Annotated in this window: 17 protein-coding genes; all 17 read left to right on the forward strand. The window is 36.6% G+C overall.

Going from position 1 to position 16,042, the window contains the following annotated elements; genetic code table 11:
* Position 1 precedes the first annotated feature (1 nt).
* The 17 genes from ACK4M9_RS15625 (at position 2) to ACK4M9_RS15705 (ending at position 15,995) form a co-directional block, all read left to right on the forward strand.
* Positions 2-634 carry a phosphoribosylanthranilate isomerase gene (locus ACK4M9_RS15625; protein ID WP_409852481.1) on the forward strand — a complete coding sequence of 211 codons (633 nt, stop codon included), beginning with the start codon at positions 2-4 and terminating at the stop codon, positions 632-634.
* The gene (trpB, locus tag ACK4M9_RS15630; protein ID WP_409852484.1) at positions 631-1,836 is read left to right on the forward strand and encodes a tryptophan synthase subunit beta; all 1,206 of its coding nucleotides are present in this window, start codon (positions 631-633) and stop codon (positions 1,834-1,836) included. Before ACK4M9_RS15625 ends, trpB begins: the two co-directional genes overlap by 4 nt.
* Complete coding sequence (gene trpA, locus ACK4M9_RS15635; RefSeq protein ID WP_409852487.1) at positions 1,823-2,626, forward strand: tryptophan synthase subunit alpha; 804 nt, start codon at positions 1,823-1,825, stop codon at positions 2,624-2,626. Before trpB ends, trpA begins: the two co-directional genes overlap by 14 nt.
* A 74-nt stretch (positions 2,627-2,700) precedes the next feature.
* On the forward strand, positions 2,701-3,789 hold the full coding sequence (gene hisC, locus ACK4M9_RS15640) for a histidinol-phosphate transaminase (protein ID WP_409852490.1): 1,089 nt from the start codon (positions 2,701-2,703) through the stop codon (positions 3,787-3,789).
* Between the two features lie 75 nt (positions 3,790-3,864).
* Positions 3,865-4,971 carry a prephenate dehydrogenase gene (locus tag ACK4M9_RS15645; protein WP_409852492.1) on the forward strand — a complete coding sequence of 369 codons (1,107 nt, stop codon included), beginning with the start codon at positions 3,865-3,867 and terminating at the stop codon, positions 4,969-4,971.
* Between the two features lie 112 nt (positions 4,972-5,083).
* Positions 5,084-6,370: a 3-phosphoshikimate 1-carboxyvinyltransferase gene (gene aroA, locus ACK4M9_RS15650; RefSeq protein WP_409852630.1), complete on the forward strand. Its 1,287-nt coding sequence runs from the start codon at positions 5,084-5,086 to the stop codon at positions 6,368-6,370.
* Between the two features lie 242 nt (positions 6,371-6,612).
* On the forward strand, positions 6,613-7,542 hold the full coding sequence (locus ACK4M9_RS15655; RefSeq protein ID WP_409852495.1) for a hypothetical protein: 930 nt from the start codon (positions 6,613-6,615) through the stop codon (positions 7,540-7,542).
* Between the two features lie 126 nt (positions 7,543-7,668).
* Entirely contained in the window at positions 7,669-8,934 is a 1,266-nt protein-coding gene (locus ACK4M9_RS15660; RefSeq protein ID WP_409852497.1) for a tetratricopeptide repeat protein, read from the forward strand.
* Positions 8,935-9,119: 185 nt separating this feature from the next.
* Positions 9,120-10,154: an ASCH domain-containing protein gene (locus tag ACK4M9_RS15665; protein WP_409852500.1), complete on the forward strand. Its 1,035-nt coding sequence runs from the start codon at positions 9,120-9,122 to the stop codon at positions 10,152-10,154.
* A 233-nt stretch (positions 10,155-10,387) separates the two neighbouring features.
* Positions 10,388-10,939, forward strand: a complete 552-nt coding sequence (locus tag ACK4M9_RS15670; protein ID WP_409852502.1) for a ReoY family proteolytic degradation factor — start codon at positions 10,388-10,390, stop codon at positions 10,937-10,939.
* 119 nt (positions 10,940-11,058) lie between these two features.
* On the forward strand, positions 11,059-11,535 hold the full coding sequence (locus ACK4M9_RS15675) for a YpiF family protein (protein WP_409852505.1): 477 nt from the start codon (positions 11,059-11,061) through the stop codon (positions 11,533-11,535).
* 117 nt (positions 11,536-11,652) lie between these two features.
* Positions 11,653-12,153 (forward strand): Rieske (2Fe-2S) protein, encoded by a 501-nt coding sequence (locus tag ACK4M9_RS15680; RefSeq protein ID WP_409852507.1) that lies wholly within the window; start codon positions 11,653-11,655, stop codon positions 12,151-12,153.
* 13 nt (positions 12,154-12,166) lie between these two features.
* Complete coding sequence (qcrB, locus tag ACK4M9_RS15685) at positions 12,167-12,838, forward strand: menaquinol-cytochrome c reductase cytochrome b subunit (protein ID WP_409852510.1); 672 nt, start codon at positions 12,167-12,169, stop codon at positions 12,836-12,838.
* Between the two features lie 36 nt (positions 12,839-12,874).
* Positions 12,875-13,651 (forward strand): menaquinol-cytochrome c reductase cytochrome b/c subunit, encoded by a 777-nt coding sequence (locus ACK4M9_RS15690; RefSeq protein WP_409852513.1) that lies wholly within the window; start codon positions 12,875-12,877, stop codon positions 13,649-13,651.
* A 109-nt stretch (positions 13,652-13,760) separates the two neighbouring features.
* Positions 13,761-14,357 carry a DUF1405 domain-containing protein gene (locus ACK4M9_RS15695; protein ID WP_409852514.1) on the forward strand — a complete coding sequence of 199 codons (597 nt, stop codon included), beginning with the start codon at positions 13,761-13,763 and terminating at the stop codon, positions 14,355-14,357.
* Between the two features lie 56 nt (positions 14,358-14,413).
* On the forward strand, positions 14,414-15,202 hold the full coding sequence (gene ypjB / locus ACK4M9_RS15700) for a sporulation protein YpjB (RefSeq protein ID WP_409852516.1): 789 nt from the start codon (positions 14,414-14,416) through the stop codon (positions 15,200-15,202).
* Between the two features lie 112 nt (positions 15,203-15,314).
* On the forward strand, positions 15,315-15,995 hold the full coding sequence (locus tag ACK4M9_RS15705) for a zinc metallopeptidase (protein WP_409852519.1): 681 nt from the start codon (positions 15,315-15,317) through the stop codon (positions 15,993-15,995).
* Positions 15,996-16,042: the final 47 nt, after the last annotated feature.

Below are 16,042 nucleotides of genomic sequence, written 5' to 3' on the forward strand. Positions count from 1 at the left end.
AATGAAAACATTGCTTAAATATTGTGGAAACCATAGTTTTGAAGATGTAGTTGTAACAGCGAATAGTCCTGCTGACTACTTAGGGTTTGTATTTGCACCAAGTAAACGACGTGTGACTGCTGTTGAAGTAAAAAGATGGCTTGCCGAAATAAACGTTCAACAAAAAATTGTCGGTGTCTTTGTGAATGCTTCATTACTAGAAATTGAAGATGTCTTAGAGCAAGTTCCGCTTGATGTCATTCAATGTCATGGTGAAGAAACAGCTGATTATATTAGTGCCTTGAAAGCTCACCATAATAAACTGGTTTGGAAAGTTATTCACCACAGTGAGATTGGCCTAAAAACGATGAAGGAATATCGAGGTTTAGTAGACGGATATGTCATAGATAGTAGAGTAGCAGGTCTAAGAGGTGGAACAGGTGTCACATTTGACTGGGAGGCAATCCCGTCCTATCAGCAAGAGGCTAATTATCAACAAGTTCCGTGCTTTATTGCAGGTGGAATAAACAGCCATTCTGTAAAAAAACTTCTGCAATATCGTCCAGTAGGAATCGACCTATCTAGTGGTATTGAAGAAGACGGGAAAAAATCTGAAAAAATAAAAAAACAATTTGAAGCGAGGTTATTTATATGAGCTATCAATTCCCTGATGATAATGGGCGCTTTGGTCAATTTGGTGGAAAGTTTGTCCCTGAAACATTAATGAATGCCTTAGATGAACTTGAACGATCATTTAAAGTAGCGTTAAATGACAAAGTCTTTTTATCTGAATATATGAAACAACTAAAACAATACTCGGGAAGACCTACTGCGTTAACGCTCGCTGAAAATATTACCAGTTATTATAATGGGGCTAAGCTATACTTAAAACGTGAAGATTTAAACCATACTGGTGCACACAAAATAAACAATGCCATTGGCCAAGCGCTCCTTGCAAAAAGAATGGGCAAGAAGAAAATTGTTGCAGAAACAGGTGCCGGTCAGCATGGCGTCGCCGCCGCAACCGTAGCGGCAAAGTTTGGCTTACAGTGTAAAGTTTTTATGGGGGAAAAAGATATTGAGCGACAAGCGTTAAATGTCTTTCGAATGAAGTTGTTGGGAGCAGAAGTCATTCCTGTCAGCAGTGGTAGTAAGACGTTAAAAGATGCAACAAATGAAGCGATCCGGTATTGGGTCACAAATGTAACAGACACTTTTTACTTGATAGGATCTGTTGTCGGCCCACACCCATACCCGCAAATGGTCCGTGATTTTCAACGGGTTATTGGTGACGAGGCAAAAGAACAATTTCAGTTGCTTGAAGATAAGCTTCCTGATGAAATTATTGCTTGTGTTGGCGGCGGAAGTAATGCAATGGGGATATTTTATCCGTTTCTTGACGATGAGGTGACATTAATTGGCGTTGAAGCAGCAGGTAAAGGTGTAGAGACCAATTTACACGCTGCTACCCTAACGAAGGGGACGAAAGGGGTCATCCACGGCTCTTTAACCTATTTATTACAAACAGCGGATGGACAAATAATAGAACCACATTCGATCTCTGCGGGACTAGATTACCCAGGTATTGGTCCAGAGCACGCGCATTTAAAAGACATTGGTAGAGTTAACTATGAGAGTGTTACTGACGATGAAGCATTAGAAGCTCTTCAATTACTTTCTAGGTTAGAAGGGATTATTCCAGCCATTGAGAGCGCTCATGCATTGGCGCATGCGTTTAAAAGAGCAAAAGAGCTTACGAGTGAACAATCAATCCTTGTTTGCCTATCAGGAAGGGGCGACAAAGACGTACACACGTTAATTGAAACAATAGGGGGATTTACAAATGGCCAATACTAGGTTAGAAATAATGATTAATAAGGACGAGCATTTGTTTATTCCGTTTATTATGGCCGGAGATCCTTCTTTGGATTTGACAATTGATTTAGCACTATTGATGGAAGAAGCTGGTGCCCATATTTTAGAATTAGGTGTTCCTTATTCAGACCCTTTAGCAGATGGTCCCGTTATTCAAAGGGCTGCTCTAAGGGCTCTAGAGCATAAAATGAACCTAGAGACTGCGATGCGTTTAGTCCCACAGATGCGTAAGCGTGGTCTCACTATACCCGTAATTATTTTTACGTATTACAACCCAGTTTTACAATTAGGGGAAGAAAACGTTATTAGTTTAATGAAAGAAAACGAAATTGATGGAATTTTAATCCCGGATTTGCCTTTTGAAGAGAGTAGAAATTTAAGCGAACGCTGTAATCAGTCTGGTGTCCCGCTTATTTCATTAGTTGCACCAACGTCAGAACGAAGAATTGAAATGATTGCTAAGGAAGCTAAAGGTTTTCTATACTGTGTATCTTCTCTTGGGGTTACAGGTGTTCGAAAAGAAATCGATGAAGGGATTTATCAATTTTTAAAAGAAGTAAAAACACATAGTGAAGTCCCTGTTGCTGTAGGGTTCGGTATCTCTAACCGTGAACAAGTAGCGAAGTTAAAACCGTACTGTAATGGAATAATTGTTGGTAGTGCAGTAATAAAAATGATAGAATCAAAAAAGACTGAAATGTTAGACAATGAGACAAAGGAAAAAGCTTTATTAGAAATAAAAACATTTGTCTATTCACTCATTTCGTCGTAACATAGAAAGAAAAGTTTGAAAAGCTTATTAGACGAGACACAATTAATCATTATAGGAGATCGGGGTGTTAAATAATGAAAGTAAAACAGCAACTAATCGGGCTTTCTCCATATAAGCCAGGAATGCCTATCGAAGAAGTAAAAAGAAAGTTTGGTTTAAATGAAGTCATTAAGCTTGCTTCAAACGAAAATCCATTCGGGTGTTCAAGTGAGGCAAAACAAGCAATTAGTCATGCGTTAGAAAGTTTAGCGCTCTATCCTGATGGTTATGCAGCGTCAATTCGTGCCGATGTTGCAGAAATGGTAAGTGTGGGTGAAGATCAACTCATTTTCGGAAACGGATCTGATGAAATAATCCTCATCTTATCTCGAGCATTATTAAATGACAAAACAAATACGGTTTGTGCTGTTCCATCTTTTCCACAATATAAACATAATGCCGTCATTGAAGGCGCAGAAGTTCGAGAAGTGGCCTTAGTTGATGGAGTTCATGACTTAAATGGAATGCTCTCACAAATTGATGAAAATACGCGAATCGTTTGGGTATGCAATCCTAATAATCCATCAGGGACTTACGTAGGCGATGAAGATTTTAAGGAGTTCATGGCAAAAGTTCCTAAAGATGTACTTGTCGTAAGTGACGAAGCTTACTTTGAGTATGCTGTTGCCAAAGACTATCCAAAAACAGTCTCGCTCCTTAAGCAATACGATAATTTGATGATTTTACGAACATTCTCTAAGGCATACGGTTTAGCTTCTTTGCGAATTGGCTATGGGATTGGAAATTCCGACCTAATCAAAAAGATTGAACCAGCAAGAGAGCCATTTAATACGTCTTTATTAGCACAAGCTGCGGCAAGCGCTGCCTTAAAAGATCAGCAATTTATTATTGACTGTAGAGATCGTAACCGTCAGGGCCTGGAGCAATTTTATCAATTTTGTGAGGAGTTTAACCTACACTATTACCCTTCACAAGGGAATTTCATTTTAATTGACATACAAAGACCTGGAAATGAAATATTTCAATACTTATTAGAACGAGGATTTATCGTTCGCTCAGGAGAAGCATTAGGGTTCCCGACATCAATCCGAATTACGGTGGGGAATACTCAACAAAATAAAGCAATTATTGAGCAGTTGAAGACCTTCCTTGCTAAGAATTAAGAGTTGCTTCGAAAGTCCTCCTGAAAGATTAGTTCTACAATTTACATTCTACGTTTTTATGGGAGGGAAAGCACGTTGAGCAGTAGGAAAGTGTTTGTCATTGGATTAGGTTTAATAGGTGGGTCGATCGCTTTAGCGATTAAGAAGGAACATTCGAATGCAATCGTGTACGGCTTTGATATAAAAGAAGATCAGTTGAAAATGGCGATGTCCTTAGGTGTCATTGATAAGGCTGTAGAAACTATTGAAGACGGGGTTGTTAATGCCGATTTAGTTATTTTAGCAACGCCTGTCACAAAAACAGAAGAGTTTATCGAAGATCTCTTGAAGTATGATTTAAAACCATCAGCGATTATTACGGACGTTGGAAGTACTAAGAGGAAAATTGTTGCAAAAGCAAAAATACTAGAACAGAAAAAAGTAACGTTTATTGGTGGACATCCAATGGCAGGATCTCATAAGACAGGAGTAGAAGCTGCAAGAGCACATCTGTTTGAAAATGCCTTTTATATTTTGACTCCTACAGTAGAAACGAATATGAATAAAATTATTCAATTGCAAAATTGGCTTAAAGGAACACGGGCGAAGTTTATTGAAATGTCGCCAAATCAACATGATGAACTTGCTGGTGTAATTAGTCATTTTCCACATATTATTGCAGCTAGTCTTGTCCATCAAGTAGCGAAAATGGAGAAAGAGGAACCGTTGCTTTCTGAATTAGCTGCAGGTGGATTTCGAGATATTACCAGAATTGCTTCTGCGAGTCCAATGATGTGGCGTGATATTCTTATTCATAATAAAGAAACGTTAATAAGGTTGTTTACACAGTGGCAACTGGAAATGGACTATGTTAAGCAATTAATTGAAAAAGCTGAAGAAAATCGTATTTACGACTACTTTGAAACAGCAAAAACGTTTAGGGATGATCTTCCACTCAAACAAAAAGGGGCGATACCATCCTTTTATGATTTATATGTCGATGTCCCAGACCACCCTGGTGTTATTTCTGATGTGACGGGAATTCTAGCTAAAGAAGAAATCAGTATAACGAACATTCGAATTTTGGAAACTCGGGAAGATATTATGGGGGTCCTACGATTAAGTTTTAGATCTGACCAAGATCGTGATCGGGCCTTAGCTTGTTTAAAAGATCACCTGTACGAGGGATACATAGTCTCATAGCAGTTAGTTTTAAAAACTAAGGGGGGAAATATAAGGGCTAATGTTGCTTTGGCATCATTAGCGCCGTTAATTTCTCTCTTTCTTATTATTACGTAATCTAAGGAGAGTTGTTATTTTGTCAACAAAAATTGTAAAACGTGTAGACCGATTAAAAGGAGAAATTAAGGTTCCTGGTGATAAATCGATATCCCACCGAGCAGTTATGTTCGGCGCAATTGCAAATGGCAAAACAACGGTTGAAGGTTTTTTACCTGGGGAAGACTGCTTGAGTACAATCTCGTGCTTTCGCAAACTAGGGATAGAAATTGAACAAGAAGAAGACCGTGTTACTGTTTATGGTAAAGGTTGGGATGGCTTAAGGGAAGCTTCTGAAATATTAGATGTAGGTAATTCTGGAACGACGACGCGATTGATGTTAGGTATATTGGCGACAAGGCCATTTCACTCAGTTGTCATTGGTGATGCCTCTATTGCGAAAAGACCAATGGCAAGAGTAACAGTTCCCCTAAAACAAATGGGGGCAAAAATTGATGGCCGTAGTGAAGGGAATTACACACCACTTTCACTTCGCGGTGGACAAACAAAGGCGATTTCCTTTCATTCACCTGTTGCTAGTGCTCAAGTGAAATCAGCGATATTGCTTGCAGGCTTGCAAAGTGAAGGGGTCACGACAGTTACAGAACCACATAAATCCAGAGATCATACCGAGCGAATGTTAAAAGCGTTCGGCGTTCAGTTACAAGAAGATGAAACATCCGTCTCTGTCAGCGGTGGCCAATCTTTACAAGCACAGCACGTTGTTGTCCCTGGCGATATATCCTCAGCAGCATTCTTTTTAGTAGCAGGGGCAATTGTTCCAAATAGTGAAATCACGTTATTGAATGTTGGGATAAATCCTACAAGAACAGGGATCATTGAAGTTCTACGAAAAATGGGGGCGAAACTTCAGATCACAAATGAGAGGGTCATTAACGAAGAAAAAATGGCCGACTTAACAATAAGTACATCCGAGCTTGGAGGCATTGAAATCAGTGGAGAGCTGATCCCTCGTTTAATCGATGAAATTCCAATTATTGCGATACTAGCAACACAGGCAAATGGTACAACATTGATTAAAGATGCAGAAGAACTAAAAGTTAAAGAAACAAACCGTATCGATACGGTAGTCAGCCAATTACAAAAATTAGGGGCCAATATTGAAGCAACAGAGGATGGCATGATTATTCATGGACCGACTCCACTAACTGGTGGACAAGTTGCAAGTTTCGGTGACCACCGAATTGGAATGGCGATGGCTATTGCTGGTTTAGTTTCAAGTGAAGAAATAGAAATACAAGAAATTGAAGCGATAGACGTCTCTTACCCAAATTTCTTTCAACACCTCGCTGAATTAATATAATATAAAAAATATTCAGAAAATTAGTTGACATTGATTTTGAGGCGTACTATAATAAAAACAATAAGTTCTCAAGTTTAAGTTGTTTTTCAGTTTAGTTATACTTAGGTATAACTCCAATTCTCCACTCCAACCAACTTTTTTCCTGTCAAATTTGACAGGAATTTTTTTTGGGGAAAAATAAGGCATAGGATGGTGCTTCCTCACATAGCTTGTCTATAAGATATGTGAGGAGGAGGGGTAAAGTGAAATATATCATCGAAAATGCTTTAACAAACATATATGGTGAAGAACAGAGGAATTCTTATTTAATTGAAGGATCTAAAGTCATGTATAACGCAAACCATTTTTCCCAATATAATCACATGAGAATAAACACAGATCGATTTGTTCTAACACCTGGGTATGCCATGGTCGACTTTAGTATTCTTTCCATAAGTCACTTTTCTAGTTTTAAAGAACGAATGAAGCATTTACAAAGCATTGGTTGCACAACGTTAATAACTGCTTTTAATGTTTTCCTTGAGCATGAATTTCGCACCGAGCTAAAAAAAGCTAAGCATGCGTTAATAAATAGTAGTATTGATTATTTACTAGGTGCGAAAATCCCGCTCTCAAAGCTTACGCCAACAATGGTTAGAATGTGTTGTAAACACAAAGTTCCGCTTATTTTTGCAGAAATAATTGATCCAGAAGAAATCAATGACGTTAATTGGCAATGGATTCGAGGAGAGTTATTTCCTTACCATACGATGATTGTGCCAATATGGAATATTCCAGGTTCAAAACGGACGTTACAAAGATTTAAAATGGAATGGGAACAAATATTGACGGTGAATAAAATAACGACACAAATTGATGCTCCAATTGAACATGCTCCGTTATCGAAACAGTTTTTATTAAACGTTGGCTTGTATCCAAAGAAGGGCGCATTAAAAGTAGGCACAGATGCTGATTATTTGCTTTTCTCAAAGGCTGAACTTGATGGAGATGAAAAAGACTATAAGGATATTCATCCTGAAGTAGTCGTTGCAAACGGGGTAGTAAAAAAAGCAGGGATAGAAGTGTATATACAGCCTGGGGTCGGAAAAGAACTAACTGTAGCAGTACCAAGACAATTCACGCAAATAAGTCATGCTTTTCAGCCAGCAACTATATATGTTGATTATTATTAATAGAAATGACTATAATTAAAATAATAAACTATCGCCCACCAACTTTTAGGTGGCTTTTCTTTTTTATAGATTAGGGTATTACTTAGTTAACCGTACAAAATTAATAAAAGACTAGGAGTTGCAATTATGAATATTGGATTAAAACAAGCGATAACGCTGATTGATAACGGGAAAATGGAAGAAGCTCTTGCAAAATTACAAGAGGTCAAAGAGACTGCTGACCATGAAACAAAGTACGCAATCGCTGAAATTTATTATGAATTAGGTTTAGTTGATTTAGCTAAAGTAATCATAGAAGAGCTTTTAATGTTTTATCCAGACGAAGGTGAATTGTATACGTTTATGGCGGAACTATTAATTGATTTAGATGAGGAAGATGAAGCAATTGAGATGTTATTGGAAATTAAAGAAGATGATCCGGTCTATGTTCAGGGGCAATTGCTTTTGGCAGATTTATATCAACTACAAGGCTTAGATGAAGTAGCTGAACTTAAACTATTAAATGCTGAAAGTAAAGTTCCTGATGAGCCTGTTGTATTATTTGGGCTAGGAGAGTTTTACTTAGCTAGAGGTGACTATTTAAAATCAATTCCATACTACAAAAGAGTACTACCATTTCAAGAAGAATTAGATGGAACAAATATTGCTTTAAGACTAGCGGAAGCTTATAGTGCTAGTGGCTACTTTGAAGAAGCCATTACTTTCTATGAAGATGGCATGAACAACGATGCGACTATTGACGCTCACTTTGGTTATGGATATACAGCTTTTCAAATTCAAAAATTTCAGGTAGCAATTATTCAGTTTGAAAAAGTGATTGATATGGACGAAAGCTACTCCAGTGTCTACCCATATTTAGGTGAAGCTTACGAAGAAGAAGGAAAAATACATGAGGCTCTGCAAATATTTAAAAAAGGAATAGAAATTGATGAGTATAACGAAGCATTGTATGTCCAAGGGGCTAGAGTCTCGTTAAACAATGGCCAAGTAGAAGAAGGTGAACAATACTTAAGAAAGGTGTTAGCGATTAATCCTAGCAACTTTGAAGGAGCGAAAATGCTAGCAAGCTTGTTAAAAAAAGAAGAACGTTTTGACGAGCTATTAGAGTTAATTATGTATTTAAAGAACCAAGGCGAAGAAGATCCATTATTCGATTGGTTCTTAGCGACAGCTAAACGTAATGTGGAGGAAGATGAAAACTATATCCCATTATATGAACAGATTTATGACCAACTCGCTCATGACAGTGACTTTTTAGAGGAGTTCGGACAAGTTCTCTTAGAATATGGTAGAAAAGAAAAAGCGAAAGAAGTATTCAAGAGAGCCTATGAGTTAGACTCTGCAAAAGTCGATTTACAACAATTACTTTGGGAATTAGAGAATGAAGTTTAAATAGAATTTAAAAATTGGTTCATACTATGAGTGAATTTCATTATTACCTTAATCGAGCTATATCAATCTAAATGTAGTTGCGAATGGTTTCTAGGCAACTACATTTAGAACTTAATAGCGAAAATATTGAATGATGAAATTCATTAACTATACATTTATAATCCGAAAAAAAGACGGTGGTTAGTATGAACTTAATGGATGTCTTACTATTTCAAGATCGGCATGAATTAATCAAACTAGTGAAAGACTGTGATGTTTCTCCTAATATTAATTCAAAGCGAGAATTGATTGAAGTGATTTATCCAAGTTTAGTAAATGATGAGCACGTAAGTGAACGGTTTCGCTGTTTGACAACTGAAGCTCAAAAGATGGCGTTAGCACTTTGTTACGATAAAAAAATAATGCTTTCCAAGGAAGAGTTAAATGGTTTTTCGCCACGATTAAAAGGAAAACCTTTTGACGAATTGATGGAAGAGTTGACGACAAATGGTTTTTTATTTAGTTATGTTGACAGAAATTATCTAGTCCCAAGCCAGATTAAGAAGGGGCTTTTACACTCAATTCAAACGAGATTGGAAGAAGGTAGTTTAATCTTGCCACCTTTTTCAAATGACAACAAAGAAATTACGATTGTTAATGATATATTTGTTTTTATCGATTATGTGGCAGGGCAACCTTTATCGTTGACCAAAACCGGTGTAATGTATAAAAAGGACTTTAACCTGGTGATGAAAGATTTTAGTTATAAAGAAGAACTACCAAAAGAGCAATGGCGTTTTGGCTATGGTCGTCGCTTTTCTCAATACCCTGACCGCTTTTCATTAATCTATGATTTTTGCTTTTATAAAGGATGGCTTTCTGAAAATGAAAGTACTCTAACCGTTCAGAAACAAGTCGAAGAACTTTATAACATGCGAATTCATGAGCTAATTGGTAGTATAATCATCTACTGGCAGAAGCTTTACCGTCGACCATTTCCTAATGTAAGTATTTTATATGAACTCGTCCTAAATTCTTTAAGAGAGGGCGAAGGAATTGAAGAGGAGCATATTATATCAACACTCTCACCATTTGTTACTGAATATTACTTTGATACAAAAGAGGATGTTGTAAAAAAACGTTTTATAAATGTATTAAATTATTTAAATATCATTAAGAAAGTTGAATTGAATTATTTTATTGGCTATACTGTAGGGCCAAGTTTAAATTTTTTGAAATAATTGTGAAAATATTTCAACTTTTTTCTGTTTTTAAAAGGAATTTTGCCCTTGTAAACGAATAAATACATAGTAAGGGAAATTTTTTAAGTTAAAGTAAATGCATGCCCGTAGTCTTGTTTAGAAAAGTACAAATTTATGTTTTAGGCATTAAATTATAAAAAAACTGAGGCTTTCGCCAATTAAAAAAACTTGGCGAAAATCCAAGTTCTTTCTAATAGGGGAGGGTAAACGATATGAGTAGCACGATCTCAGTTTTAGAAAAGAAAGATTTTTTGAAGTGGTTTTTAAATAATTACCAGTTAAAACGAAGAGAGTGTGCATGGTTGTTAAATTATTTGATGAGTGACGACGACTTAATGGAGAAAGTACATTTTGTCGAGAGTGCTGAGTACTGTCCTAAATCGTTAATCATATCAGCCAATGATGTTGACAGTATTCCATTTAGCTTTCAGAAACGCCAACATGTTACGATGGACGCTGAAAAATCATTTCATGATATACGCTTAAATAAAGAAGAAGAAATTTATATTCAGTTAAATTTTAAAGATGCAAAGAAAAATCCCCAATACGTGTCAGTGCTTGAAGATAACCCGTTTATTCCGATTGACAAGGATACTGAAAAATTATTCAGCCTATTCGCTGACTTAATTATTGACCAGGCTAAATATCAATTTGAAAAAAAGAGATTGCTTCAATTAATTGATGAAGCTTTAGACACGGGAGATAAAGACAATTTTCTAAAATATAGTGAAATGCTAAGAAATCTAAAAGCCCTTAAAGAATAAGGGCTTTTAGATTTGATTATATTATACAATGAAACGTATTTTTGGTATTAATTCAAAATTTTATGTTACAGTAATATAAAGTTACAGTTATAGAAGAAATAGAGGGGGAAACCGCAAAAATGAAATGGCAAGCAAAAGAAGTTGATCTTTATTTACAAGCAAAGGAGTATGTTGATACAGCAATCATTCCACTAGTTCCAATTTCTTGGGGAGATGAGCTAAAATCTACTGTCCAAATGGGGGAATTTATCACATTAATTAGTGATGAATTAGAACGACAATTTAAAGGTAGAGTTTTTCAGTTTCCATCATTTACATATTTAAAAAGTGAAAAGTTAGAAGAGCGATTACTTAGGTTAAATGCTTTTGATGAACACTTAAAAAGCAATGGGATTTCACATATTATTTTTTTAACTTCTGATGTTGAGTGGAAACAAATTGAAGCAAAAATGAATGATACGCTGCTTTGGATACCTTCGATCCCATTAGAGCATATGGAACAAAAATACAAAATGGAAACGCTTTCTAGTCAAATTAAGCAAATGCTTCCGATAATTACTAGTAAGTGGCAAAAAGCAATAATTGAGGACATTTAACTCTATCATTTTATTGACAGTGATAATGTTATTAAAGTATCATGATAATGTCCTAGTATAATGATTATTTCCATAGTCCGGAGGGACTTATAATAAAATGTTGGGAGGGAAATGTTTGTGAGTGAAAAAGAACATAAAGTTTCAAGGCGTCAGTTTTTAAATTATACGTTAACAGGTGTTGGTGGATTTATGGCTGCTGGTATAACGTTGCCGTTAGTTCGCTTTGCCCTAGATCCTGCTTTAAAAGCAGGTGCTGAAACGAACATGGTTGCTGTTACGCAAGTGAGTCAGCTTTCGAATGAACCTAAGCGTTTTGACTATAAGATTGATCAAGTTGATGCTTGGTATGAGTCAGAAGTATCTCGTTCAGCGTGGATTTACGAAGAGAATGGCGAGATTGTTGCTTTATCGCCAGTATGTACACATTTGGGCTGTACAATTGACTGGAATACAAATGAAGCACACCAAAACCAATTCTTTTGTCCATGCCATGGTGGAGCCTTTGAGAAAAATGGCAAAAACGTTGATCGTACTCCGCCAACACAGCCACTATTTGTCTATGACTTAGATGTTCGAGATGGCACTGTTTATTTAGGAAGACCAAGACCACAGGTGTAAGGAGGCGTAATCATTGTTAAATAAAATTTATAATTGGGTAGACGAACGTCTGGATATTACGCCGATGTGGCGTGATATTGCTGATCATGAAGTGCCGGAGCATGTAAATCCTGCGCACCACTTTTCAGCATTTGTATATTGCTTTGGGGGTTTAACATTTTTTATTACTGTTATTCAAATTTTATCAGGTATGTTTTTAACAATGTATTATGTACCAGATATTATTAATGCTTATCAATCGGTTTACTATTTACAAAATGAAGTTACCTTTGGTGTGATCGTTCGGGGAATGCATCACTGGGGTGCGAGTTTAGTAATTGTAATGATGTTTTTACATACATTACGCGTTTTCTTTACAGGGTCGTACAAGAAACCTCGTGAATTAAACTGGGTTGTGGGCGTACTTATTTTCTTTGTTATGTTAGGTTTAGGTTTTACGGGTTATTTATTACCTTGGGATATGAAAGCTTATTTTGCAACTGTTGTTGGGTTACAGATTGCTGAAAGTGCACCGGTTATTGGAGGCTTTGCTAAGACGTTATTAGCGGGGGGAGAAATTATCGGAGCTCAAACATTAACAAGATTTTTCGCAATTCACGTATTTTTCTTGCCAGGAGCATTGCTTGGCTTACTAGGAGCTCACTTTGTGATGATTCGTAAGCAAGGGATTTCTGGACCTTTATAAAAATATGTCATTATCGAAGCAAAAGGAGGGAAAACTATGCATCGTGGCAAAGGAATGAAATTTGTCGGTGATTCTCGTGTTCCGGCTGAAAGAAAACCAAACATTCCTAAAGATTACTCCGAATTTCCAGGGAAAACTGAGGCGTTTTGGCCAAACTTTTTACTAAAAGAATGGATGGTTGGTGCGGTTTTCTTGGTCGGATATTTAATGCTGACTATATCACATTTTTCACCACTAGAACGTGTCGCGGATCCAACTGACGCAAGCTATATTCCATTACCAGACTGGTATTTCTTATTTTTGTATCAATTATTGAAATATGAGTTCGCATCAGGTGACTTTACAGTTATCGGAGCTGTAGTTATACCTGGTGTTGCGTTTGGTGCTTTACTATTAGCTCCATTTATTGATAGAGGACCTGAGCGTCGTCCATTTAAAAGACCAATTGCTACTGGGTTAATGCTACTAGCATTAGTATCAATTATTTGGTTAACTTGGGAATCAGTTGCAAACCATGACTGGGAAGCTGCGGCAAAACAGGGAGCAATTGTTGAAGAAAAGCAAATAGATATGGAACATGAAGGTTATCAAATTTATCTAACACAAGGGACCTGTATTAGCTGTCATGGAGAAAACATGGTAGGAAACCCAGGTGTTGCACCTTCAATGTTTGAACATGGTTATACTAAGGAAGAAATCATTGATATTATTGTCAATGGTAAAGGGATCATGTCAGGTGGCTTATTTACTGGCACAGATGAAGAACTTGAAATTTTAGCAGAGTACATTGCTGCTGAGGGTACACCTGAATAAGTTAGGAAAAGCTGACATAATGTCAGCTTTTTTTTCACAAAAATAAGCTAGCACTGGTACGAGCGTCATTAATATTAGCAATACATACTTACTGTTAGGAGATTTGCCCATGGTTAATTATTTTATTCATATGCTGAGGAAGAAATGGGTCCTTTCACTTTTACTAATAGCAAATTTAGTTGGAACAATCTATGGATATTGGTGGTACAAAGAACAATTAGCAATTACTCCAAGACAGTTTTATATTTTTGTCCCTGATAGTCCGACGGCAAGTCTATTTTTAGTTTTTGTGTTAGTAGTATTCTTATTTAAAAAGAATTGGCCACTAATGGAGGCGTTTGCAGCTGTAACGTTAATTAAATATGGAGTCTGGGCTGTTGTGATGAATATTGCGGCAGGACTAGCTGGGGCAACATTAACATGGGAGAATTATATGTTAATCGCCTCTCACGGTGCTATGGCAATTCAAGCTTTAATTTTCGCACCGTACTTTCGAATTAAAGTTAGGCATTTAATCATTGTTTCGATTTGGACAATAACGAATGACATTATTGATTATGTGTATGGTATGCATCCATGGGTAGCAAGGGTTTTAATGAATAATATTACGGAAATTGGTTATTTTACTTTTTCGCTTAGTGTTTTTTCAATTTTTGTAGTTTATATGTTTGCGGTAAGAAAAAATCGTTTTATGCTCAATTTGTAGGTCTACTCTTGTCCACCCCTTCATAGGATTTAATTAGATGAAGAGGAGGGACAGGCATGCACAAGAAGATGCTCACTTTAATTTGTTTATTTTTTCTAATTTTCTCTACTAGTGTTCATGCAGAAAAGGATTTAGATCAAAAAGAGTGGCGACATTTAAACCAAACAGCTGACAAAGTACTCCAGCTTGTGAAGGAAGAAAAATATAGTGAGGCAAAGCAATTGTTAGATTTTTTCTCGAAGCAATTTTTGGCGATTCGCTATGACGATCAAAACTTATCGATGACGCAATTGCGCCTAATTACAACATCATACGAACGAGCTCTAGGTGCTGTAACTAGTGCTGCTGCTAGTCATGAAGAACGGGTATTAGCCGTTTCTGAATTTCGCTTAGTTATTGATGCTCTAGTATCAGAACATCATCCACTGTGGAAGAATACAGAAACACAAGTGATGAATTACTTTGCAAAAATGCGGGAAGCTATCTCAAGTGAAGATTCAAATTCATTTCAACACCATTTTAACGGTTTTTTACAACGCTATGCAGTAATTAGACCGGCAATTATGATTGATCTCTTACCACATCAATTTCAAAAAATTGATTCACATGTAAGATATGTTGAAAAATATCGGGCAACCATTGTTTCTGATACTGATAAAGCAAAGCAAATGAAAGTAATGGAAGAGGATTTTGCGAAACTATATCAAGGTTTTGAAAAAGACCAAGCAGATCCTTCGTTATGGTGGGTTATTTTCTCAATTGGCGGAACGATCTTATTGTCGTTGTCTTATGTAGGGTATAAGAAGTATAAAGGTGAGAAAAACAAAGTAAAGATGAAGCAGTAATGATTATCCCCCTTTCAATTGACAGGATTAAAAACTTTCACTAAAATTAAAATTAATGATAATTTATGAATTACATTAAATACTTAATAAAATTACGGAGGTTAGTCGATCGATGGGTGGATTTTTAATTTATTTTGCGATACTTATCATTATCCCGCTATGGGCACAGATGAAGGTGAAGAGTGCCTATAAAAAATATTCACAAGTGCCAGCTTCGTCAGGTATGACAGGGGCTCAAGTGGCTAGGAAAATACTTGACGACAATGGCCTTTATAATGTAACAGTTGAGCCAGTTCAAGGGCAACTAACTGACCATTATGATCCTCGTGCCAAAGCGGTACGCTTATCAGAACAAAACTATTATGGTCATTCAGTAGCAGGTGCGGCTGTTGCCGCACACGAAGTCGGACACGCAATGCAGGATGCTGAAGATTATGCATTCCTTCGTTTCCGTCATACATTAGTTCCTGTTGCTAATTTTGGTTCTAATAGTGCCATTTTCGTTATTTTAGCAGGTATCTTCCTAGACCTAGCAAATTTACTTCTTTTAGGTATTATCTTCATGGCTGGTGCTGTATTGTTCCAAGTTGTTACTTTACCAGTTGAGTTTAATGCTTCTAGTCGCGCGATGGAACAAATAGTTTCTGTCGGTGTCATTCGCAACAATGAAGAAAGAGAAACAAAAAAGGTATTAGATGCCGCAGCTCTAACATATGTAGCTGCAGCTGTAGTTGCTGTAATGGAACTTATGCGTTTCGTTCTAATGTATATCGGTATGAGAAGCAACGATTAAACTTAATAACAAAAATAAAAAGGATGGTCATATTATTTTTACATAAA

Origin of the sequence: Anaerobacillus sp. (genome assembly GCF_046314235.1) — a bacterium.
In the GTDB taxonomy this organism is placed as follows: domain Bacteria; phylum Bacillota; class Bacilli; order Bacillales; family Anaerobacillaceae; genus Anaerobacillus.

What these genes read in the sequence shown, in the direction of transcription:
- ACK4M9_RS15625 (WP_409852481.1), top strand. Translation starts at nt 2, where the DNA reads ATGAAAACATTGCTTAAATATTGTGGAAACCATAGTTTTGAAGATGTA.
- trpB (WP_409852484.1), top strand. Translation starts at nt 631, where the DNA reads ATGAGCTATCAATTCCCTGATGATAATGGGCGCTTTGGTCAATTTGGT.
- trpA (WP_409852487.1), top strand. Translation starts at nt 1,823, where the DNA reads ATGGCCAATACTAGGTTAGAAATAATGATTAATAAGGACGAGCATTTG.
- hisC (WP_409852490.1), top strand. Translation starts at nt 2,701, where the DNA reads ATGAAAGTAAAACAGCAACTAATCGGGCTTTCTCCATATAAGCCAGGA.
- ACK4M9_RS15660 (WP_409852497.1), top strand. Translation starts at nt 7,669, where the DNA reads ATGAATATTGGATTAAAACAAGCGATAACGCTGATTGATAACGGGAAA.
- ACK4M9_RS15665 (WP_409852500.1), top strand. Translation starts at nt 9,120, where the DNA reads ATGAACTTAATGGATGTCTTACTATTTCAAGATCGGCATGAATTAATC.
- ACK4M9_RS15670 (WP_409852502.1), top strand. Translation starts at nt 10,388, where the DNA reads ATGAGTAGCACGATCTCAGTTTTAGAAAAGAAAGATTTTTTGAAGTGG.
- ACK4M9_RS15675 (WP_409852505.1), top strand. Translation starts at nt 11,059, where the DNA reads ATGAAATGGCAAGCAAAAGAAGTTGATCTTTATTTACAAGCAAAGGAG.
- ACK4M9_RS15690 (WP_409852513.1), top strand. Translation starts at nt 12,875, where the DNA reads ATGCATCGTGGCAAAGGAATGAAATTTGTCGGTGATTCTCGTGTTCCG.
- ACK4M9_RS15695 (WP_409852514.1), top strand. Translation starts at nt 13,761, where the DNA reads ATGGTTAATTATTTTATTCATATGCTGAGGAAGAAATGGGTCCTTTCA.
- ypjB (WP_409852516.1), top strand. Translation starts at nt 14,414, where the DNA reads ATGCACAAGAAGATGCTCACTTTAATTTGTTTATTTTTTCTAATTTTC.
- ACK4M9_RS15705 (WP_409852519.1), top strand. Translation starts at nt 15,315, where the DNA reads ATGGGTGGATTTTTAATTTATTTTGCGATACTTATCATTATCCCGCTA.